This is a genomic window from Actinoplanes sp. NPDC026619 (assembly GCF_040638295.1).
Classification (GTDB): Bacteria; Actinomycetota; Actinomycetes; order Mycobacteriales; family Micromonosporaceae; genus Actinoplanes.
Genome location: NZ_JBEZYA010000012.1, coordinates 1 through 19,490 on the forward strand (window position 1 = coordinate 1; position 19,490 = coordinate 19,490).

At 71.2% G+C, this 19,490-nt stretch carries 18 protein-coding genes; 9 read left to right on the top strand and 9 right to left on the bottom strand.

The features are described 5' to 3' along the window. Positions 1-98 precede the first annotated feature (98 nt). Together AB0E90_RS25020 and AB0E90_RS25025 are read right to left on the bottom strand one after the other, a co-directional pair. Entirely contained in the window at positions 99-626 is a 528-nt protein-coding gene (locus tag AB0E90_RS25020) for an SRPBCC family protein (protein WP_360410188.1), read from the bottom strand. Further along, positions 623-931, bottom strand: coding sequence for a metalloregulator ArsR/SmtB family transcription factor (locus AB0E90_RS25025; RefSeq protein WP_360410191.1), 309 nt, complete (start codon positions 929-931; stop codon positions 623-625). Before AB0E90_RS25025 ends, AB0E90_RS25020 begins: the two co-directional genes overlap by 4 nt. A gap of 58 nt (positions 932-989) precedes the next feature. On the opposite strand from AB0E90_RS25025, the gene AB0E90_RS25030 reads away from it, so the two are divergent. Together AB0E90_RS25030 and AB0E90_RS25035 are read left to right on the top strand one after the other, a co-directional pair. Beyond that, positions 990-2,207 carry a glycosyltransferase gene (locus AB0E90_RS25030; protein WP_360410194.1) on the top strand — a complete coding sequence of 406 codons (1,218 nt, stop codon included), beginning with the start codon at positions 990-992 and terminating at the stop codon, positions 2,205-2,207. A gap of 63 nt (positions 2,208-2,270) precedes the next feature. After that, entirely contained in the window at positions 2,271-5,048 is a 2,778-nt protein-coding gene (locus tag AB0E90_RS25035) for a peroxidase family protein (protein ID WP_360410197.1), read from the top strand. Here the strand turns inward: AB0E90_RS25035 and AB0E90_RS25040 are convergent. The 4 genes from AB0E90_RS25040 to AB0E90_RS25055 all read right to left on the bottom strand — a co-directional run bounded on the left by AB0E90_RS25040 (position 5,037) and on the right by AB0E90_RS25055 (position 8,134). Further along, on the bottom strand, positions 5,037-5,405 hold the full coding sequence (locus tag AB0E90_RS25040; protein ID WP_360410200.1) for a nuclear transport factor 2 family protein: 369 nt from the start codon (positions 5,403-5,405) through the stop codon (positions 5,037-5,039). The two genes, AB0E90_RS25035 and AB0E90_RS25040, sit on opposite strands and share 12 nt — an antisense overlap. 2 nt (positions 5,406-5,407) lie before the next feature. Further along, entirely contained in the window at positions 5,408-5,767 is a 360-nt protein-coding gene (locus AB0E90_RS25045; RefSeq protein ID WP_360410901.1) for a cupin domain-containing protein, read from the bottom strand. 198 nt (positions 5,768-5,965) lie between these two features. Further along, positions 5,966-6,667, bottom strand: coding sequence for a polysaccharide deacetylase family protein (locus AB0E90_RS25050; RefSeq protein ID WP_360410203.1), 702 nt, complete (start codon positions 6,665-6,667; stop codon positions 5,966-5,968). A gap of 183 nt (positions 6,668-6,850) precedes the next feature. Beyond that, positions 6,851-8,134 carry a citrate synthase gene (locus AB0E90_RS25055; protein ID WP_360410206.1) on the bottom strand — a complete coding sequence of 428 codons (1,284 nt, stop codon included), beginning with the start codon at positions 8,132-8,134 and terminating at the stop codon, positions 6,851-6,853. A 164-nt stretch (positions 8,135-8,298) separates the two neighbouring features. Between AB0E90_RS25055 and AB0E90_RS25060 the strand changes: the two genes are divergently transcribed. The 5 genes from AB0E90_RS25060 to AB0E90_RS25080 all read left to right on the top strand — a co-directional run bounded on the left by AB0E90_RS25060 (position 8,299) and on the right by AB0E90_RS25080 (position 15,212). Beyond that, a complete protein-coding gene (locus AB0E90_RS25060; RefSeq protein WP_360410209.1) occupies positions 8,299-9,129 on the top strand; it encodes a universal stress protein in 831 nt (276 codons plus the stop codon). Between the two features lie 32 nt (positions 9,130-9,161). After that, on the top strand, positions 9,162-11,420 hold the full coding sequence (locus tag AB0E90_RS25065; RefSeq protein ID WP_360410212.1) for an EAL domain-containing protein: 2,259 nt from the start codon (positions 9,162-9,164) through the stop codon (positions 11,418-11,420). 206 nt (positions 11,421-11,626) lie between these two features. Next, on the top strand, positions 11,627-12,400 hold the full coding sequence (locus tag AB0E90_RS25070; RefSeq protein ID WP_360410215.1) for an exodeoxyribonuclease III: 774 nt from the start codon (positions 11,627-11,629) through the stop codon (positions 12,398-12,400). Between the two features lie 98 nt (positions 12,401-12,498). Further along, positions 12,499-14,178 carry a SpoIIE family protein phosphatase gene (locus tag AB0E90_RS25075; RefSeq protein WP_360410218.1) on the top strand — a complete coding sequence of 560 codons (1,680 nt, stop codon included), beginning with the start codon at positions 12,499-12,501 and terminating at the stop codon, positions 14,176-14,178. Further along, positions 14,175-15,212 (top strand): cobalamin B12-binding domain-containing protein, encoded by a 1,038-nt coding sequence (locus tag AB0E90_RS25080; RefSeq protein WP_360410221.1) that lies wholly within the window; start codon positions 14,175-14,177, stop codon positions 15,210-15,212. The genes AB0E90_RS25075 and AB0E90_RS25080 overlap by 4 nt, the downstream gene beginning before the upstream one ends. A 602-nt stretch (positions 15,213-15,814) precedes the next feature. Here the strand turns inward: AB0E90_RS25080 and AB0E90_RS25085 are convergent. Further along, complete coding sequence (locus tag AB0E90_RS25085; protein WP_360410224.1) at positions 15,815-16,240, bottom strand: RDD family protein; 426 nt, start codon at positions 16,238-16,240, stop codon at positions 15,815-15,817. A 262-nt stretch (positions 16,241-16,502) separates the two neighbouring features. Between AB0E90_RS25085 and AB0E90_RS25090 the strand changes: the two genes are divergently transcribed. Both AB0E90_RS25090 and AB0E90_RS25095 read left to right on the top strand, forming a co-directional pair. Then, positions 16,503-16,745, top strand: a complete 243-nt coding sequence (locus tag AB0E90_RS25090) for a hypothetical protein (RefSeq protein WP_360410227.1) — start codon at positions 16,503-16,505, stop codon at positions 16,743-16,745. Between the two features lie 461 nt (positions 16,746-17,206). Then, positions 17,207-18,070, top strand: a complete 864-nt coding sequence (locus AB0E90_RS25095; protein WP_360410230.1) for a hypothetical protein — start codon at positions 17,207-17,209, stop codon at positions 18,068-18,070. A gap of 243 nt (positions 18,071-18,313) precedes the next feature. On the opposite strand, the gene AB0E90_RS25100 is transcribed toward AB0E90_RS25095, so the two are convergent. Both AB0E90_RS25100 and AB0E90_RS25105 read right to left on the bottom strand, forming a co-directional pair. Then, the gene (locus AB0E90_RS25100) at positions 18,314-19,027 is read right to left on the bottom strand and encodes a laminin G domain-containing protein (RefSeq protein ID WP_360410233.1); all 714 of its coding nucleotides are present in this window, start codon (positions 19,025-19,027) and stop codon (positions 18,314-18,316) included. Between the two features lie 37 nt (positions 19,028-19,064). Beyond that, positions 19,065-19,457, bottom strand: coding sequence for a DUF6401 family natural product biosynthesis protein (locus AB0E90_RS25105; RefSeq protein ID WP_360410236.1), 393 nt, complete (start codon positions 19,455-19,457; stop codon positions 19,065-19,067). Positions 19,458-19,490: the final 33 nt, after the last annotated feature.

Sequence of the window (19,490 nt, forward strand, 5' to 3'; positions counted from 1 at the left end):
GTCTTAGAGTGACCACCCTTGATACCGGAGCTTCGCTGCTTTACGTCTCAGCCACGCCTTGACAACCCAACCAGCCGCCTAACTGAGCGGCGTTGCGACTAGAGCCTCTCGGCGTATGCCGCCCGGAGCTCTTCCCAGCCGAAGTTCATCGCGTCGCGGCCCCGGATCACGCCGACCGGATCGCTGTTGAGGAGGCGGTTCAGCACCTCGAGGCAGAGGTGCCAGCCGGCCGCGACCTTCGCTTCCAGGCCCGGCTCCCCGGGCGCGGAAGCGAGGGTGTGCCGCAGCGTGAGCCGGGTGCCGCCGCCGGCCGGGGTGAGCTCCCAGCGCAGCACGTCGTCGCCCCAGGTGTATTCGAGGACGGCCGGCGGGTCGACCACGGTGACGGTGGCCGGCAGGTCCATGCGCACGTCCCCGTCGACCATGGTCAGGGTGGTGGGCCCCGGCGCGGTCAGCGGCGCCACGGCGGCGAAGGGCGCCCACCGGTCGAGCTCGGCGGGCTCGGTCAGCGCCGTCCACACCTGCTCCGGCGGCTGGTCGAGCTGCCGGATGAAGATCAGCGTCCAGCCGTCGTCGGCCTTGGTCAGCGTGGCGTCGCCGGGCGGGCCGGGGTCGAAGCTCGTCATGTCTCCTCCTTGGCGTTGAGGTGCCGCTCCAGGGCGGCCAGGTGGGTGGTCCACATCCGCCGGTAGGGCGCCAGCCACGCGTCGAGCTCGCGAAACGGCCCCGGCTCGAGCCGATAGATGCGCTGCTGGGCTCGCACCTCGGCCCGCACGACCCCGGCCTCGCGCAGCACGCGCAGGTGCTTCGAGATCGCCGGCTGGCTCATGCCCAGCACCGCCACCAGGTCGCCGACGCTGCTGGGCGTGCCGCGCAGGTGGTCGACGATGCGGCGCCGGGTCGGCTCGGCGATGGCGGTGAGGGCGTCCACGGCCCCATCGTGCCCGTCCGGTTATATAACCGTCAAGGCATGTGCGAGGATCGGAGTCGTGCGGGTTCTGATCGTCACGTCGGGTTCGATGGGCGACGTGGCGCCCTACACCGGGCTGGCGGTGCGCCTGCGCGACGCCGGCCACCAGGTCACCCTCGCCACCCACGAGCCGTTCCGCGAGTTGATCGAGTCGCACCGCCTGGCCTTCGTGCCGATCCCCGGCGACCTGCGCACCGCCCTGGAGCAGACCCTCGACGGCGCCGGCCCCCGCGCCCTCACCCGGATGTACGCGCTGGCCCGCCCCCTGGTGGCCCAGCTCGGCGCCGGCATCGTCAAGGCCGTCGACGAGGCCGACCCGCAGGTGTTGCTGCTGTCGACCCTGGTGGCCCCGCTCGGCTACCAGGTCGCCGACGCCTTCGGACTGCCGCGCGCCGGCGTGTTCCTGCAGCCCGTGCACCCGTCCCGCGAGCTGGGCCCGGTCCTGACCGGCGGCCGGTCGTTCGGCCCGCTCGGCAACCTGGCGCTGAGCCGGCTGACGTCCCGCGTCACCGAGCGGCTCTACGCCCCGGCGATCCGCGAGCTGCGCCGCGAGCTGCGCCTGCCCCGCACCCCGATTGGCGCGCTGCGGCGGCAGCAGGAGTTCCGCGACCCCACGTTCCACGGCTTCAGCCCGGCCGTGGTCCCCCGCCCCGGCGACTGGCACCCGTCGCTGCGGGTGACCGGCTATTGGTGGCCCGCGCCGGCCCCGGCCCCATCGCCGGCCCGGCTCGAGTCGTTCCTGGAAGGCGGAAAGCCGGTCTTCATCGGCTTCGGCAGCATGGCGCCCGGCCGCGGCCCGGAGCTGGCCGAGACCGTGGTGCGGGCGGTCCGCGCGGCCGGCGTCCGCGCCGTTCTGCAGGCCGGCTGGTCCGGCCTGGCCGCCACCGACGGCGACGACCTGCTGAGCATCACCGAGATGCCGCACGAGCAGCTCTTCCCCCGGATGGCCGCGGTGGTGCACCACGCCGGCGCCGGCACCACCGCGGCCGGCCTGCGGGCCGGAGTGCCGGCGATCGCCGTGCCGCGGCTGGCCGACCAGCCGTTCTGGGCCCGCCGCCTGCACCGTCTGGGCGTCGCGCCACCGCCGATCCCGCTGACCGCCGACGCGCTGGTCGCGGCGCTGCGCGCGGTCACCGCCGATCCGCACTACGCCGCCCGCGCCCAGGCACTGTCCGCCCGGATCAACGCGGAGGACGGCGCCGCACCGGTGCTCGACTGGCTGCAGTCGACTAGTTGACTCCCGACTCCCCACGCTGGCGCCGATGCGCTTCCATGAAGCCTCACTGTCGGGGGTGGACGGATGACCATGCAAACCAGGGCGCCGTGGCGGGAGTCCTATCTGGGCGGCTCGGCCGAGGCCGAGCGGCGGCTCTTCGAGGGCATGGCGCACAAGATCATGCAGGCGCAGGCGCGAAACAGCCGGGGCGGTCCGATCGTGGCCGGCTTCCAGGCCAAGGTCACGTTTGCCGTCGACGACGCCGAGCTGCGGTTTCTCGACCTGCCGCCGGAGCTGCGGGTGGGGTTCGCGCAGCCGGGAGCGGTCTGTCGCACGCAGGTGCGGTTCAGCAACGCCGAGGGGCGCCTCCTCTCCGATCACGAGCCCGACCTGCGCGGCGTCGGCCTGCGGGTCAACGTGTCCGGCGACGAGCAGCACGACCTGTTGATGACCAGCGCGCCGGTGGCACACGCCCGAGACGCCCGGCAGTTCACCGAGTTCGCCCTGGCCACCGCGGGCGGCGGCCTGGGGCGCTATCTGGGGCTGATCCGGCTGGCGTTCGTGCTCGGCCCGGCCGAGACGATCCGGATGGTCCGCACCATCCAGTCCGGCCGCCGGCGCACGACCAGCGTGGCCACCGAGACTTACTGGAGTCGCACCCCGATCACCTGGGGTGCGGAGACCGCCGCGCAATACCTGCTCCGGCCGCTGGACGCGGCCGCGGCCGGGCCACCGCCGAGCAGCCCCGACTTCCTCGGCCACGAGATGCGGAGCCGCCTCAAGTCGGGAGATGTCCGGTTCGAACTGTGCGTGCAGCGGTTCCGCGACGAGCGCGAGACACCGATCGAGGACGCGGCCGTCGACTGGCGCTCGGCGTCGGCGCAGCCCGAACCGATCGCGGTGCTCACGATCCGCGCCGGCACGCCGGACAGTGCGGCCGCCCGGAAGCTGCGGCTCAACCCGTGGAACACCACCGACGACTTCCGGCCGCTCGGCAACCTCAACCGGGTGCGCAAGACGGCCTACGACGCCAGCGCCGCGCACCGCAACCGGGAGCGCTGGATCACCGTGCCGCCGCTGCGCAACCGGATCGCGAGCGCGGCCATGCTCCGGATCTTCGGCGTGGTCAACCGGTTCCGGCCCTGGCACCGGCTGCCGGCGTCGCTGTCCCTGCTCAACCTGGCCGCGCTGCGCGACGTGCTGCGCCGGGACAACCTGATCGACACCGAGGTGCGTGAGGCGCCGCCGCGCGTGCGCCCGGTGCCGCCGCCGATCCCACCGGAGAAGCGCGAGTTCCGCACGCCGGACGGCACCTTCAACGACCTGTCCGAGCCGTCGATGGGCGCGGTCGGCGCCGCGTTCGGCCGCAACGTGCCCGGCGTAGTGAACAGCGACGAGCCCAACCCGCTGGTGGTCAGCCGCGAACTGCTGCACCGGGCGGAGTTCCGGCCGGCGACGACGCTGAACATCCTGGCCGCCGCGTGGATCCAGTTCCAGGTGCACGACTGGGTGGTGCACGCCCGGCACCCGCTCGGTGTCGACGACGTGCGGGTGCCGCTGCCGCCGGACGTGCCGGGCTGGCGCAACACCCCGGGCGGCCCGCTCGAACCGGAGATGCGCATTGCCGGCAATATCAGCAAGGGCATCGGCGCGGACGGCCACGAGCTGCTGTTCGGCAACGCGGCCTCGCACTGGTGGGACGGCTCCGAGGTGTACGGGACCGAGAACGCCGCGGCGCTGCGCGACGGGGCGAAGATCAGGCTGACGCCGGAGGGCTACCTGCCGGTCGACGTGCACGGCTCGGAGACCACCGGGTTCAACGAGGCCTGGTGGCTCGGTCTGAGCAGCATGCACACGCTCTTCGCGCGTGAGCACAACCTGCTCTGCGACCAGCTGCGCGAACGCAACCCCGGGTGGGACGACGAGCGGACCTACCAGACCGCCCGGCTGATCGTGGCGGCCATGATCGCGAAGATCCACACCGTCGAGTGGACGCCCGCGATCCTCGCCACCGAGGTGCTCGACCGCGGCATGCACGTCAACTGGTACGGCGTGCCGCCGAACGACTGGCTGAGCCGGATCGGGTTGTGGCTGACCGACGCCAATGCGCTGCACGGCATCCCGAAGACGACGCCGGACCACCACACCGCGCCCTATTCGCTGACCGAGGACTTCGTCACGGTCTACCGCATGCACCCGCTGATCCCGGACGACTACACGTTCCACGACGCGGCCACCGGCGGGGTGCTTCGCGACGAGACGTTCCTCGGCCTGCAGGGCGACCGGGCCGACGACGTGCTGCGCGAGCTCGGCCTGGCCAACGTGATGTTCTCGTTCGGCACCGCCCACCCCGGCGCGATCACCCTGCACAACTACCCGAAGGCGCTGCTGAGCCTGGAGCGCGAGGGCGAGCTCGTCGACCTGTCGGTGGTCGACCTGGTCCGCACCCGGCGGCGCGGCGTCCCCCGCTACAACGACTTCCGCGAGGCGCTGCACCTGCCCCGGATCGAGCGCTGGGAAGACCTGAATCCCGACCCGGAGACGGTGCGCCGGTTGCGCGCCGTCTACCGCACCATCGACGAGATCGACACCATGGTGGGCCTGTTCGCCGAGACCCCGCCGGACGGTTTCGGCTTCTCCGACACGGCGTTCCGGGTCTTCATCCTGATGGCGTCACGCCGGCTGCAGAGCGACCGCTTCCTGACCGCCGACTACCGCCCCGAGATCTACACCCAGTTCGGCCTCGACCGGATCGCCGAGACCACGATGACCGCCCTGATCCACCGGCACTGCCCCGGCCTGGCCAGCTTCCTGCCCGCCGACGCCAACGCGTTCGCACCGTGGAAGGGATCAGCGAGCTAGACGGGCCGCCATCGCTTCGGCGAGGGCCTGCACGCCACGCAGCGGCCGCACCATCACCGTGAAGTCGTCGATCAGCCCGTCCGCGCCGATGTGCAGGAAGTCGCAGCCGGTCAGCTGCGCCTCGCCGATCCGCGCGGCGAACACCAGCGCGTGATCGGGCCCGCCGGCCGCGCCGATCTCCCGCACGTACCGGAAGTCCTCGAACACGGTGATCACGGTCCGCAGGATCATCCCGACGGTCTCTTTGCCGTGGTAGGGCTTGAACGCGACCGGACTGTGAAACACCACGTCATCGGCGAGCAGCTCGATCGCGGCCTCGATGTCGCCGGCCTCCACCGCGGCCCGAAACGCTTGCATCCTCATGCCTCCGGAAACGTGAGCTCGGCCTGCTGACCGTCGCCGAGCAGGTAGTACGCCAAAAATGTCACGCCCTCGCCGGTGGCGTCGAACCGGGCGATCCGCGTCGCCTCCGGCTCGTAGAACACGTCGCCGGGATGCAGCGTCCGCGCCTGGTCACCCTCGATCTGATAGACCACCGACCCGCTGACCACACTGCCGAACACCGGCCCGTTGTGCACATGCAAACCGGCGGCCTGCCCGGCCAGAATTCGAATCTCCCGCACCTCGACCCGCGCCGTCGCGAGCACCTGAGGCAACGTCACATCCAGCACCACCCGCCGGGTGACCGGAACATCAGCGGTGGGTTCCTCTACGCGCATCACCACCGCCACTCTTCCAGTACGCGACGGCCCGCCCCCAACCGCATCAGCACCGAACCGCCCCCAGCGACGGCCGAGCTGCAACACCGGGCCGTCCCGGGCCATCCGGCCCACCGCCCAACCCGGCCGAGCCGGCGATCCGGTCTGCTGACCGGACAGTGGCCACTCAACCCAGCGACCGGGCACGGACCGCAGGCGTCAGCGGTCAACGAGCCCAGAAACGGTGATCGCCGACAGGCCGCGCTTCGACAGGATCGTCAGCAGCTCGTCGGTCGTCCCGACCACACCCCGGCGCCTCGGTGTTCCCTCGTGGAGCACGACGATCGAACCCGGGCGGACGCCGACGGCCAGGTCGTGGGCGATCCGGGCGTCGGCCGGGACGCCGTGATCGGCGGCGACGAGCGTGCCCAGCACCGCCCGCAGGTGCTGCTCGGCGGCCGACCGGAGCATCCACGGCGTGAAGACACCGGCGCCGGGGCGGAACCACCGCACCGGGCCGTAGGGGACGAGCAGCGCACTGGTCGCGGCCAGGTCCCGGCGGAACCGGGCGTCGGGGACCAGCGCCGAGCGCTCGTCGCGCATCAGGTGGTTGGCGATCTCATGACCGGCCCCGGTTATCGCCGCGACCAGTTCGGGGTGCGCCCGGGCCCGTTCCCCGATCAGGAAGAACGTCGCCGTGGCGCCGTGCCGCCGGAGCACCTCGAGCAGGCCGGGCGTGGTTTCCGGGGCGGGGCCGTCGTCGAAGGTGAGGGCGAAGACCGGCTCGCCGGTCTCCACGAACCAGAGCACGTCGGCGGGGATGATGCGCGAGACGGCGCGGACCGCCGGTTCCCGCCATTTCAGGACAGCGCCGGCCACCCCTTCACCCAGTCGCCGGATCACCTTCGGTGGCGAGACCATGAGGCCAGCGTAAGTCGCGGCCGGATGGCCCGCGACGGCCCGGTGTTGCAGTGAGGCCGCCGCTGGGGCGGGTCCGGCCGTTCCTGCGGTTGGGGAACGGCGCTGACACCGTATCCATATCGGTTGATAGAAACGCCCCGCCGGAAGAAGACCGGCGGGGCGCAACCATCGACTTATCAGAAATTACCGCTTGTCGATCGGAATGAACTCGCGCTCGGGAGAACCCGTGTAAAGCTGGCGCGGGCGGCCGATCTTGTTGGCCGGATCGTTCATCATCTCGGACCACTGAGCGATCCAGCCGGGGAGCCGGCCGATGGCGAACAGCACCGTGAACATCTTGGTGGGGAAGTTCATCGCCTTGTAGATCAGGCCGGTGTAGAAATCGACGTTCGGGTAGAGCTTGCGACTCACGAAGTAGTCGTCGCTGAGCGCGATCTCCTCGAGCTGGAACGCGAGTTCGAGCAGCGGGTCGGGCCTGTCCAGGGTGTTGAGCATTTCCTGGGCGGCCTTCTTGACGATGGCGGCACGCGGGTCGTAATTCTTGTAGACCCGGTGGCCGAAGCCCATGAGCTTGACGCCTTTTTCCTTGTTCTTCACCCGGGTGACGAACGCGTTGACGTCTCCGCCGTCCTTGCGGATCTGCTCGAGCATTTCGAGCACCGCCGCGTTGGCGCCGCCGTGCAGCGGGCCGGAGAGCGCGTTGATGCCGGCCGAGATCGACGCGAACAGGTTGGCCTGCGAGGAGCCGACCAGCCGCACCGACGACGTGGAGCAGTTCTGCTCGTGGTCGGCGTGCAGGATGAACAGCATGTCGAGGATCTTGGCGATCTTCGGGTCCACGTCGTAGTTGACCGTGGGCAGGCCGAACGTCATGCGCAGGAAGTTCTCGACGTAGTCGAGAGAGTTGTCCGGGTAGGGCAGCGGGTGTCCGATGCTCTTCTTGTACGCATACGCCGCGATCGTCGGAAGCTTCGCCATCAGCCGGATTGCGGAGATTTCCACCTGCTCGGGATCGAGCGGGTCGAGTGCGTCCTGGTAGAACGTCGACAGTGCGGTGGTGGCCGAGGAAAGAACGGCCATCGGGTGCGCGTCGCGCGGGAAGCCGGAGAAGAAGGAGCGCATCTCCTCCTGCAGCAGCGTGTGCACCCGGATCTTGTCGGCGAAGTCCTTCAGCTCTGCCGGCGTCGGCAGCGCGTCGTGCATCAGAAGGTACGAAACCTCGAGGAAGGTCGATTTCTCGGCCAGCTGCTCGATCGGGAAACCGCGATAACGCAGGATGCCCGCGTCACCGTCGATGTAGGTGATCGCCGAGGTGGTCGACGCCGTGTTCACAAAGCCCTGGTCGAGCGTGACGAAACCGGTCTCCTTGAGGAGGGCACTGACGTCGATGCCGCCCGGACCCTCGACGGCCTCACGTACCGGCATCGACAGCTGGCCACCCGGGTGGTCGAGCTTGACATCCGTCATGTATTTCCCTCACTTCACAGGCAGATGTCCACAAGAATTTGTCGTTCACCGTAAACCCTCAACCTGAATGGGTCATCAGGTGGCCACCCGCTGAGGGATTGATCACGAAGAGTGGCGTTCTTGCATAGATAATGGTGCAGAGACGACAGCGGAGGTGAAACCCGGTGCGGAACCCTGTTGTGGTGGGCGTGACCGGCACGTCGGCCGGTCTGGCCGCCGTGCGACTGGCGGCGCGAGAGGCCGTCTCGCGCGGTTGTCAGCTTCGAGTGATTCACGCTTTCACCTGGCCCAATTCGAGCCCCGACCTCGATCACCGTCGGGCCGCCGCCGAGATGGTCGAGCAGGCGGTCGCCACGGCCAAGCGTTCCACACCTCGGGTGCGGGTGGCAGGCCAACTCGTGGACGGGGTGCCGGAACGCGTGCTGGTGCGCCAGAGCCGCGGCGCCGAGCTGCTCGTTCTCGGCGACGACGATCTGGCCACCACGCCGTGGCTGCCGCCCACCTCGGTGCTGGTGCAGACGGTCGCGCACGCCTGGTGCCCGGTGCTGGTGGCGCGAGGGCCGCGCCCGCCGGCCGGCGTCCTGATGGTCGCGGTGGACGGTTCGCCCAGCGGCATCCTGGCCCTGCGGCACGCCGCCGCCGAGGGCCGGCGCCGCCGGGTCGGTGTCGAAGTGGTGCATGTGGTCAAGGAACTGAGCGAACGGCACGAGGAGGAGGGCCGGCGCATCCTCGCGGCGGCCGTCGCCGCCGTGCCCGACCTGGGCCGCGTCCGGACCCGAGTGCTGGCCGGCCCGCCCGGCCCGACCCTCGTGCACGCCTCCACCAGGGCGCGCGTGATCGTCGTGGGTCCGCGGGGGACGCGCGGCGCCGGACTGCTCGGATCGGTGGCCCGGGAAGTGCTGCATCGGGCCGCCTGCCCGGCCATCTTCGTGCACGGCCGGGCGGTGCCGGGGCAGCGGACGCCGTCCGGGACGTCAAAGGCGCTGGTCCGCTAACGGACCAGGCAAAAGCGCCGATCTGACGGTTGATGACCGAAAAATGGCGACTGCTCGCCCTCACCGGGGTGACGGCGACGGTCGTGTACCTCCTGGACCTGAACCCGGTGGTCAACGCGCTCTGCACGCTGATCATCGGGGGCAACACGATCTGGGCGTGCTTTGCCGGGCCGCGGCGCTACGGGGCCCAGCCCCGGCGTGCGTGGAACCTGGTCGGCGCGGCCGGGATCATCTTCCTGATCGGCATCATCATCCGCCCCTTCGTCACCGATCTCGGCCTGCCTCTGCTCGCCGACGCCTGCACGATTCCGGGTTACCTGCTGTTCTGCGGATTCTTCATCGAGCTGCTGCGCGCCCGGCAGAGCGTCGAGTGGCACACCGTGGTCGACGGCATGATCGTGTGCCTGGCCGGCGGCCTCGCCGCCACCCTGCTGCTGGCCGCGCCGGCGGTGGCCATCCCGGACCGCTCCGACGTCGTCTCGGCGCTGGCCGGGTTGTACCCACTGTTCGACACGGTGCTGCTGATGCTGGTGCTCAGCCTGACCTTCACCGCCCGCACCTGGCCACCCAGCCTGATCTCCATGCTCCTGGCGATGGCGCTGCTGTTCGTCGGTGACCTCGGGTACGCGATCGTCGGGGCGTCCGGCCACCTCTACACCACTCCCCTGCTCGACGCGCCGCTCCTGCTCGCGTACACCGCCTTCGGGGTCACCCCGATCCATCCGTCCGCGGTCGAGATGGGCCGGCCGGCCCGGCCACCGGTGGCGGCCTGGTCCCCGCGCCGGATGGTGCTCCTCATCCCGGCCCTGGCCACGCCGTTCCTGCTGCTCCTGACGATCGGCGACACCACCCGGCACCGGGTGGCGATCGCCACCGTCGGCACGCTCACCGTGTCCCTGCTGCTCGTCCGCGCCATCGCGGCGGTCCGCGCGCAGGCCAATTCGCAGCACCTGGCCGAACACCAGGCCACCCACGACGCGCTGACCGGCCTGCCCAACCGCCGGATGATCGCCACCACGATCCACCAGCTGCTCGACCGGACCCCGGTGGAGGGCCCGGAGCTGACCTGGGTGGTCGTGCTCGGCCTGGACGGCTTCAAATACGTGAACGACTCCTGGGGCCACGACACCGGCGACCGGCTCGTCATCGAGGTCGCCGAGCGGCTGCGTGAGTGCGTGCCGCCCGAGGTGGCGGTGGCGGCGCTCGGCGGCGACGAGTTCCTGGTGACGGCCGTCGGCGACCAGGGCGACGCCGACCTCCTCGTCGACGGGGTGCGCGGCTGCTTCGACCGCCCGTTCGTGGTCAGCGACTTCGAGCTGAAGATCAGCACGTCGATCGGCATCGCCTCGGCCGGGACGCAGGGCGAGCCCGAGGAGCTGATGCGCGACGCCGACACCGCCATGTACCAGGCGAAATCGCACGGTCCCGGCCACACCACGGTCTTCGACATCTCCATGCACGACCAGGTGCGGCAGCGCATCGAGCTGGAGGTGGCGCTGCGCCAGGCGCTCGCCGACAACGAGCTGTGGGTGGCGTACCAGCCGCTGATCGACATCGACAGCGGGCGGGCGATCGGCGCCGAGGCCCTGGTCCGCTGGACGCACCCGGCCCGGGGGCCGATCTCACCGGCCGAGTTCATCCCGGTCGCCGAGGACGCCGGCCTGATCGGCACGCTCGGCGACTGGGTGCGGCAGGAGGCGCTGCGCCAGCTCGCCGCCTGGCGTACGGACGGGACCGTCGACGACAACTTCTATCTGTCCATCAACGTGTCGGTGAAGCAGCTGGCGGTGGCCACGTTCCCGCTGGTCGTCTCGGCCGAGCTGCTGCAGTACGGGGTGCCGGCCCGCTGCGTCGCCCTGGAGATGACCGAGTCGGTCATGGTCGAGAACTCCGGCACGAGCGCACGGACCGTCTTCGAGCTGCGCGAACTCGGCGTCAAGCTGCTCATCGACGACTTCGGCACCGGCTTCTCCGGCCTCGGCTACCTCCGCCGCTTCCCGGTCACCGGCGTCAAGATCGACCGCTCGTTCGTGATCGGGCTCGGCGCCGACGAGGAGGCCGGCGAGATCGTCCGGGCGATCGTCGCGATGAGTCAGGCACTGCGACTCAGCGTGATCGCCGAGGGAGTGGAGACCCGGATCCAGCGCGATGCCCTCGCCTCGTTCGGCGTGACCATCGGCCAGGGCTGGTTGTGGGGTCCGGCGGTCCCACCTGCGGAATTCGCGAACGCCTGGCACGCCGCCGGCGCCGCCGCCGAGCTCGCCGCCGGGTTTACTGAGCGTCATAGGTAAAACCTTCCGAACGACCCTTGGCAGGACGTGTCCGACTCGGGCATCATTCGACCCCTGAGGTAACCAGGGTCACACCCCTTAAGGGTCTTATCGGGAGACGAACGACATGGTGGCGTTGACGGGACTCCTGCTGGTGCTCGTTCTCGGACTCGCCGCGGCGCTCGCGGCGGCGGTGCGCTGAGGCGTTCTTCCGGCATGCTTGGCTGATGCGCTTCGCCACCTGGAACGTCAACTCGGTCAAGGCCCGGCTGCCGCGGCTGCTCGAATGGCTCGATGCCACCAAGCCCGACGTGCTCTGCCTGCAGGAGACCAAGGTGCCGGCCGACGGCTTCCCCACGGCCGAGGTGTCCGAGCTGGGCTACGCGGTGGCCGCTCATGGGCAGGGCCGCTGGAACGGGGTGGCCCTGCTGTCCCGGGTCGGCCTGGAGGACGTGCGCAACGGCTTCCCCGGCGAGCCCGGATACCCCGATCCGGAGGCGCGGGCGATCAGCGCGGTCTGCGGCGAGATCCGCTTCATGTCGGTCTACGTGCCGAACGGGCGCACCCCCGAGGACCCGCACTACCAGTACAAACTCGCCTGGTTGGCGGCCCTGCGCACCTCACTCGAGACCGATCTCGCGACCGGCCCGATGGTGGTGGCCGGCGACTTCAACGTGGCGCCCACCGACGACGACGTGTGGGATCCGGCCGTTTTCGTCGGCGCCACCCACGTCACCCCGCCCGAGCGGGCCGCACTGGCCGCGATCCGCGACACCGGGCTGCGTGACGTCGTCGCCCGGCCGATGAAGGGCGACCACCCGTTCACCTATTGGGACTACCGCGCCGGGATGTTCCACAAAAACCTGGGGATGCGGATCGACCTCGTGCTGGCGACCCCGTCGGTCGCCGACCGGGTGACAGATGCCGTGGTCGACCGGGAGGCCCGCAAGGGCAAGGGCCCCTCCGATCACGCCCCGATCGTCGTCGATCTCGATGGATGACCATCCATGATCCGCACGCCTTGACGAGCCGGAAAGCCTCGGACGCATTAGTCTGAGTTCTGCGGATCATGTTCGGCGGGGAGAGCAAGGGGGAGATCATGACTGGGCATTCGCCGGTTGTCACCGGCGACGTGCGCACCACCGGGCCGGCACCGGCCCTGCTCCGCGCCGCGCTCGACGCCGCCGACGAGGCGGTGCTTCTCTGTGGCGCCGCCGACGACACGATTCTGCTGGTCAACACCGCGGCGGCGACGCTCGTGCCGGGTCTGATCGCGGGCGGCGCCGCCGGCGACGCGCCGTTGAGCGGCCTGGCCGGCGCGCTGGCAACCGGCGCAGAGACCTTCACCGACGAGTACGCGGGGCGCCACCTCGCCGGCAAACGGCGCGCGCTGGGTGCCGAGCACTACGGGTGGTACCTGCGCGATCGCACCGACGAGGTGCACCGCGCCGCCGCCCTCGACGCCGAGCGGGCCCGCAGCACGTTCCTGGCCGAGGCCGGCCGTCGTCTGTCCGCCTCCCTGCACCTGGGCCGCTGCCTGCGCACCACCGCCGAGCTCGCGGTCGCCAACCTGGCCGACGCGGCCGTGGTGATCTCGCCGCCCACCCGGCGCCGCAGCACCTGGCTGCGACTGATCGGCGGCGAGCAGATCGAGGAGGGCTCGATCCCGGAGAGCCGGCTGTCCGAGGTGGCCGGCCTGGCCGAGGTGCTCAGCGGCTTCCCGCCCATCCCGAGCCGCTGGATCGACGCCGCGCAGGCCCCGGCCTGGCTCGGCCTCGGCGAGATCGGCGCGCTGCTGGTCACCCCGCTGCCCGGCAACGCCGAACCGGCCGGCGCCCTGATCCTGGCCCGGCGCGAGGGCGAATTCAGCGCCGAGGACGAGATCCTCGCCCGCATCTTCGCGGCGCGCGCCGGCTCGGCCATCTCCGCCGCCGGTCTCTACCGCGAACAGGTCGACACGGCCGCGATCCTGCAGGCCGACCTCCTGCCGCCCGACCTGACCCAGCCCGACGGCATCGAGCTGGTCGGCTCGTACCAGGCGGCCCGCGACGCGCTGCGGATCGGCGGCGACTTCTACGACGTGTTCGCGCCCACCCACGCCGGCGGCGACACCACGATCGCGCTCGGCGACGTCTGCGGCACCGGCCCGGAGGCGGCCGTGCTCACCGGCAAGGTCCGCCAGACCCTGCGCGCCCTGCACCTGGTCGACTCGCCACCCGCCGACATGCTGCGCGTGCTCAACCAGGCGCTGCTCGAAGCCGGCCGGCAGCACCGCTTCGTCACCCTCGTCGTCGGCGCGCTCCGCCGCGCCGAACACGGCCGGGTCCGGCTCACCCTGGCCACCGGCGGCCACCCGGCCCCGCTCGTCCTGCGCACCGACGGGCTCGTCGAGGAAGCGGCGGTCAGCGGCACCCTGATCGGCGCCGTCGCGGACACTGTGGTGCGCCCCGCCGAGATCGAGCTCGCCCCCGGCGAGCTGTGCCTGCTGTTCAGCGACGGCCTCACCGAGGCCCGCGGCGGCCCCACCGGCGCCGAGCAGTACGGCGAGGCCCGCCTCCGCAGCGCGCTGGCCGGCTGCCAGGGCATGCCGGCCACCGCCACCGTCGAACGCATCCGCCAGCTCGTCTCCGACTGGGTCCACGGCGGCGTCCGCGACGACATCGCGATGCTGGCCGTGCGCGCCCCCGTCCGCACCGCCCTGAGCCTGCGCGACGGCGGCGCCCCGAGCCAGTCACCGTTCGCGATCCACCAAGCCCGGAGGGTCCGCCAGCGCTCATGACGGTCTTCACCCCGCACCCGCCACTGCGCCTCGACGACCCCGGCCTGAGCGAAGCGTTCCTTCGCCTGGTGGGCGACGGCGACGAGTTCGGCGCGGTGGAGGTGGTCACCGCGCTGCACGACGACGGCGTGCCGGCCCAGCGCATCATGATGGAGCTGATCGGCCCGACCCAGAGCCGCGTCGGCGAGCTGTGGGCGGCCAACGAGTGGACCATCGCCCGCGAACACGCCGCGACCGCCACCGCCGAACGCGCCCTGGCCGCCCTGGCCGCCCGCACCCAGGTCCGCCCGGCCCGCGGCCGCATCACGGTCGCCTGCGTGGACGGCGAATGGCACGCCCTGCCGGTCCGCATCCTCGCCGAGATGCTCCGCCTGGACGGCTGGCGGGTCGACTTCCTCGGCCCGTCCGTGCCCGGCCCGCACCTGGTCACCCACCTGCACCAGACCGGCCCCGACGCGGTCGCCCTCAGCTGCATGATCTCCACCCGCCTCCCCCGCGCGCACGCCGCCATCACCGCCTGCCGCTCGGCCGGCATCCCGGTGATCGCCGGCGGCCGCGGTTTCGGCCCCGGCGGCAGGTACGCCCAGATCCTCGGCGCGGACGCGTGGGCCGCCGGCGCCGAGGAGGCAGTCTCCCGCCTGGCCTCGTCCTGGCCCCCACCCCCGCGCGATCCCCAGGTGCACGCCTACCTCGGCGACGACGAATACACGCACGTCGTCCGGCACCGCCCCGAACTGCTCACCAACGGCATGAAGGCGCTGCTGGCGGCCTATCCGGCGATGGCCTCCTACGACGACCGCCAGATGGACTCCACCCTGGAGGACATGGGCCACGTCGTCGACTTCCTGGCGGCGGCGCTCTACTTGACCGAGCCCACGATCTTCACCGAATTCGTGGACTGGACCGCGTCGGTCCTCAAGGCCCGCAACGTCCCGTCCCCGGCCCTACGCGTAGGCCTCCAGGTAGTCCGCGACCAGCTCACCGACTACCCCCGCGCCCTGGCCACCCTGCACGCCGGCCTCTCCCACCTCTAACCCTCCCGCATTCCCCGCGCTCCCCGCGCCCCACCCGCGCGCCCTGCGCTTCACCCATCTCCGATCTTGGAGATCTGGCGTTCGGTCCGCGCACCAAGTCGCCAAGATCGACGCATAAGTGGGGTCAGGCGCGGGCGCACGCCCGCCCCACACTCCCCGCGCTTCACCCATCTCCGATCTTGGCAACCTGGTGTTCGGTTCGCACACCAGGTCGCCAAGATCGACGCATGGGCGGGGTCAGGCGCGGGCGCACGCCCGCCCCACGCTCCCCGCGCTCCACCCCAGGCTCCGATCTTGGAGACCTGGTGTTCGATCAGCGCACCAGGTCGCCAAGATCGACCCATAGGTGGGGTCAGGCGCGGGTGCACGCCCGCCCCACACTTCCCCGCGCGCACCGCGCTTCACCCAGCTCACGATCTTGGAGACCTGGTGTTCGATCAGCGCACCAGGTCACCAAGATCGACGCATAGGCGGGGCCACGCGCGGGGTGCATGCCCGCCCCACGCTCTCCCGCGCTCCCCGCGCTTCTCCCCCAGCTCCGATCTTGGAGACCTGGTGTTCGGACGGAGCGCCAAGTCGCCAAGATCGCGGTTTGGGTGGGGTCAGGCGCGGATCACCAAGGTCTTGGCGGCCATGTCGCCCAGGCGGCGGCGGTCCTTCGAGTTGACCACGATGATCATCGCGACCAAGTAGGCGGCGATGCCGTCGATGATGCGCAGCAGGGTGCGGACGAAGCCGGAGAGCAGGCCGGGCCGGGCGCCGGTCTCGGCGTTCACCACTCGGATTCCGGTGAGCAGCTTGCCCAGGGTGCGGCCGGTCAGGCCCTCGAGGAACGTGTAGTAGAGCACCGCGAGCAGCGCCAGCCAGAGGCTGCCCTTCGCGGAGAGCGTGGTCAGGTCGAAGCCGGTCGGCCGGCCCGGCACATCGACGACCGAGAGGAAGATGCCGAACAGCACGCTGTCGATCAGGGTGGCCACGATGCGGCGGCCGGTCACCCGAACGTTCGGGGGCTCCTGCAGGTACGTCATTAATTGATCATGAACGACCGCCGCAAGCCCCGAATTAATCCGGTCGCGCTCCCGGAACGGGTCGGATAGCGTTGCGCGCATGATCTTCTGATTGTCGTCGGCCGCGGTCGCGGCCCCTGCGTTCCGGCTCCTAGCGCGCTCCGGCGGTTAGTCCCGCCGTGGAGACGCCGGCGTGCCGACGCCCGGAGCAATCTCTCATTCTTTCCACGGCTTCGCCCTGCCCTGCGCTGTCCCCGAGGCGGCGCGCGCAAAGGAGGTTCGTATGCCCCCGAAGAGCTTTTCCGTCCGGGTAGACCAGGACGATCTCGCCAAGCAGGACCTTGCCACTGGGCTTTCCCAGTCGGCGGGCAGCTCACCGTCCGGCCGCCCCGGCCAGGCAACCGGCCTGGCCGCCGCCCACCACGGCGCCCGCGACGGCCGACAGGCCGCCCGGGACCGCGCCGAACGCGACCACGCTCGCAACGGCGGCGGAAAGTCCCGCTCCTACGCCTTCCGACGGAGCTAGGCCGGCCACGCGCCGCCCACCCGGAAGCCCGGCAGACAACTGTCTGCTGGGCTTCCCTCGTTTCCGCCCGCCATCACGCCCGCCCGGCCGAGGCCGACCGCCACCGCGGCCGAGCGGCCGGCCCGCCCCAGTAACCGGGGACGACCCCCGAGGCAGGGACGACGCCCAGCCCAGGACGACCCCTAGGCCGGGGCGAATCCAAGCCAGGACGACCCCCAAGCCAGGACGACCCCCAAGCCAGGACGACCCCCAAGCCAGGACGACCCCCAAGCCAGGACAACCCCCAAGCCGAGGCGGCGCTACTCCTGAGGTGGCCAAGGCTGCCGCGGCGGATAAGTCGGCTGCTGCGCGGGGTAACTCTGCTGGACGGGGTAGCCCTGCTGTGCGGACTGGTCCTGTTGCCCGGAGTGAGCCTGTTGCCCGGAGTAGGCCTGCTGCGCGGGGTAACCCAACTCCGTCGGATGGCCCTGTTGCGCTGGGTAGCCCCGCTGTCCGGGGTGGCCGTGCTCTCCGGGGTGGCCGTGCTGTCCGGGCCGGCCGTGCTGTCCGGGCCGGCCGTGCTGTCCGGAGTAGCCCTGCTGGCCGGGGTAGCCCTGCTGCGCAGACTGGCCCTGCTGCGCGGGGTGGCCCTGCTGCGCGGGGTGGCCCTGCTGCGCGGGGTGGCCCTGCTGCGCGGGGTGGCCCTGCTGCGCGGGGTGGCCCTGCTGCGCGGGGAGGCTCTGCTGCGCGGGGAGGCTCTGCTGCGCGGGGAGGCTCTGCTGCGCGGGGTAACTCTGCGGCGGGAAGCCTTGGTACAGCGGGTCAGCCTGGGGCGAGGAAGCGCTCTGGTGTTGCGGCGCGGGCTGGGAAGAGAAACCCTGCTGGGGAACGGCCCGGTGCGACGAGGCCGGTTGGGGCTGCGGTGCGCCGTACTGCTGCGGGTAGCCCTGCTGCGGCGCGGGCTGGGAAGAGAAATCCTGCCGGGGAGCGGCCTGGTGCGAAGGGGCCGGTTGGGGCTGCGGCGCGCCGTACTGCTGTGGGTAGCCCTGCTGCTGCGGCGCGGGCTGCGAAGAGAAACCCTGCTGGGGAACAGCCTGGTGCGACGGGCCGGGCTGCGGCGCGCCGTACTGCTGCGGGTAGCCCTGCTGCTGCGGCGCGGGCTGCGGCTGGAACGGTGGGTTGCCGCCGGCCGAAGGCGCGGCCTCGGCTTTCTTGGCGGAGGCGCCGGAGTGGCGCCGGACGATCGAGATGGTGCCGCCGATGAACATCAAAGCGCCCAGGCCGAGGACGGCCCAGCGCATGTATTTGTCGTGCGACTTCTGTTCGTCGAAGCTTCTCGTCGTTGATGTGCCCTTGCGGGTTTCGGTGCAGGTGTCGCCGGGCTCCATCCGGTCGGAGCCGCACTTCACGTCGTTGCCGGAGAAGGCGAAGATTCCGATGAAGACCAGGAGCAGGCCGACGAGCGTGGTGCTGTATCGGTTGCTGAGGATTCTGCCGAGCATGGGCGGTGACAGTAATCGATGGGTGACCCCCGCGCTGCCCCGTGCGGAACGGCCCGGCCAGCACGACCGGGCCGCCGCAAATAGGAATCAGCCGAGCTCGGCGTACACGTCGTCGAGGGTGCCGTGGTACATGTCGCTGCGCAGGTTGAAGTTCGCGCCGCCGACCCGCAACGGTGACGTGTTGCTGATCGACAGCGTTGCCGGGATGGTGGTCGAGCCGTGTACGGCGCCGTCGATCTGGACCGACAACGTCGTACCGGAGCGCTGGCAGTAGAGCTTGTGCCATTGGCCGTCGGTGACCGAGATGTCGGAGCGGGCGATGTAGGGAGTGGCCGATCCGGTGCCGGTGACCACGCACTGGGCCCGGCCGTTGGTCGCGCCGAGCTGCAGCTTCCACTGGCTGCCGGTGCCGGCCACGCCCTTCTGCATGATGTTGGCCGAGCCGGACAGTTGGGCCTTCGTCACGTTCACCCGGGCCGACCAGTTGAACAGCCGCGTGCCCGGGTTCAGGTTGGCGTTGTCCGGGGCCTCCATCAGGCCCCGCGCGCAGGTGGTGGCCGCGGCCGCGCAGCCGGCCGGGAAGATGACCGTCCCGGCCTCGAAGCGGAGCACACCCTGGTCGGCGGAGCGGACGCTGAGCGTCACGCCCTTACCGGAGGTGTCGACGATCTTGCCGGCGGCGGAGCCGGCGTTGAAGTCCCAGCGGGCCACCACCGCAACGGGAGCGGGAGTGTCCGCCAGGGCGGGCGACGCCGGGACGAGGATCCCGGCCGCCGCCACGAGAGCAATTGCGATCTTCATACCGATGAGAGTGCGTTATGCCCGGATTGTTACGGGATCAGGGCAGAACGTCCAGCGCCTCGGCCAGCATGCACACGCCGAGCAGGCGCTGCAGGTGCCAGTCGGCGGCCTTCCAGTCGGCCGGGCGGACCGGCGCCTGGCCGATGGCCGGGAGGGTGCGGCCACCGCGGCGGGCGGCGGCGATGATCGAGGTGGCGTAGGCGGCCAGACCGGCGGCGTCGGCGTCGCGGTCGGCGTCGACCAGGGCGTCGCGGACGGCGGCGGAGTGCTGGTCGACCAGGGCGAGCAGGCCCGGGTCGGCGAACGCGGCGGCGAGGCCGTCGACACCCAGCCGCGCCATCATCTCGTCCAGCAGCGCGGCAGCGGGGTCGAGGACCGGGATGTCGGCGTCGGTCGAGATCGGGGCGAAGGCGAGGAATTCGTTCGTCATGGCCAGAACGCTAGGGCCTGCCCGGGCCCCATA

Coding starts and splice junctions, on each gene's coding strand:
- AB0E90_RS25090 (WP_360410227.1), top strand. CDS start 16,503: ATGCCCCCGAAGAGCTTTTCCGTCCGGGTAGACCAGGACGATCTCGCC.
- AB0E90_RS25100 (WP_360410233.1), bottom strand. CDS start 19,027: ATGAAGATCGCAATTGCTCTCGTGGCGGCGGCCGGGATCCTCGTCCCG.
- AB0E90_RS25065 (WP_360410212.1), top strand. CDS start 9,162: ATGACCGAAAAATGGCGACTGCTCGCCCTCACCGGGGTGACGGCGACG.
- AB0E90_RS25085 (WP_360410224.1), bottom strand. CDS start 16,240: ATGACGTACCTGCAGGAGCCCCCGAACGTTCGGGTGACCGGCCGCCGC.
- AB0E90_RS25075 (WP_360410218.1), top strand. CDS start 12,499: ATGACTGGGCATTCGCCGGTTGTCACCGGCGACGTGCGCACCACCGGG.
- AB0E90_RS25095 (WP_360410230.1), top strand. CDS start 17,207: ATGGCCCTGTTGCGCTGGGTAGCCCCGCTGTCCGGGGTGGCCGTGCTC.
- AB0E90_RS25035 (WP_360410197.1), top strand. CDS start 2,271: ATGACCATGCAAACCAGGGCGCCGTGGCGGGAGTCCTATCTGGGCGGC.
- AB0E90_RS25055 (WP_360410206.1), bottom strand. CDS start 8,134: ATGACGGATGTCAAGCTCGACCACCCGGGTGGCCAGCTGTCGATGCCG.
- AB0E90_RS25105 (WP_360410236.1), bottom strand. CDS start 19,457: ATGACGAACGAATTCCTCGCCTTCGCCCCGATCTCGACCGACGCCGAC.
- AB0E90_RS25050 (WP_360410203.1), bottom strand. CDS start 6,667: ATGGTCTCGCCACCGAAGGTGATCCGGCGACTGGGTGAAGGGGTGGCC.
- AB0E90_RS25070 (WP_360410215.1), top strand. CDS start 11,627: ATGCGCTTCGCCACCTGGAACGTCAACTCGGTCAAGGCCCGGCTGCCG.
- AB0E90_RS25045 (WP_360410901.1), bottom strand. CDS start 5,767: ATGCGCGTAGAGGAACCCACCGCTGATGTTCCGGTCACCCGGCGGGTG.
- AB0E90_RS25020 (WP_360410188.1), bottom strand. CDS start 626: ATGACGAGCTTCGACCCCGGCCCGCCCGGCGACGCCACGCTGACCAAG.
- AB0E90_RS25080 (WP_360410221.1), top strand. CDS start 14,175: ATGACGGTCTTCACCCCGCACCCGCCACTGCGCCTCGACGACCCCGGC.
- AB0E90_RS25040 (WP_360410200.1), bottom strand. CDS start 5,405: ATGCAAGCGTTTCGGGCCGCGGTGGAGGCCGGCGACATCGAGGCCGCG.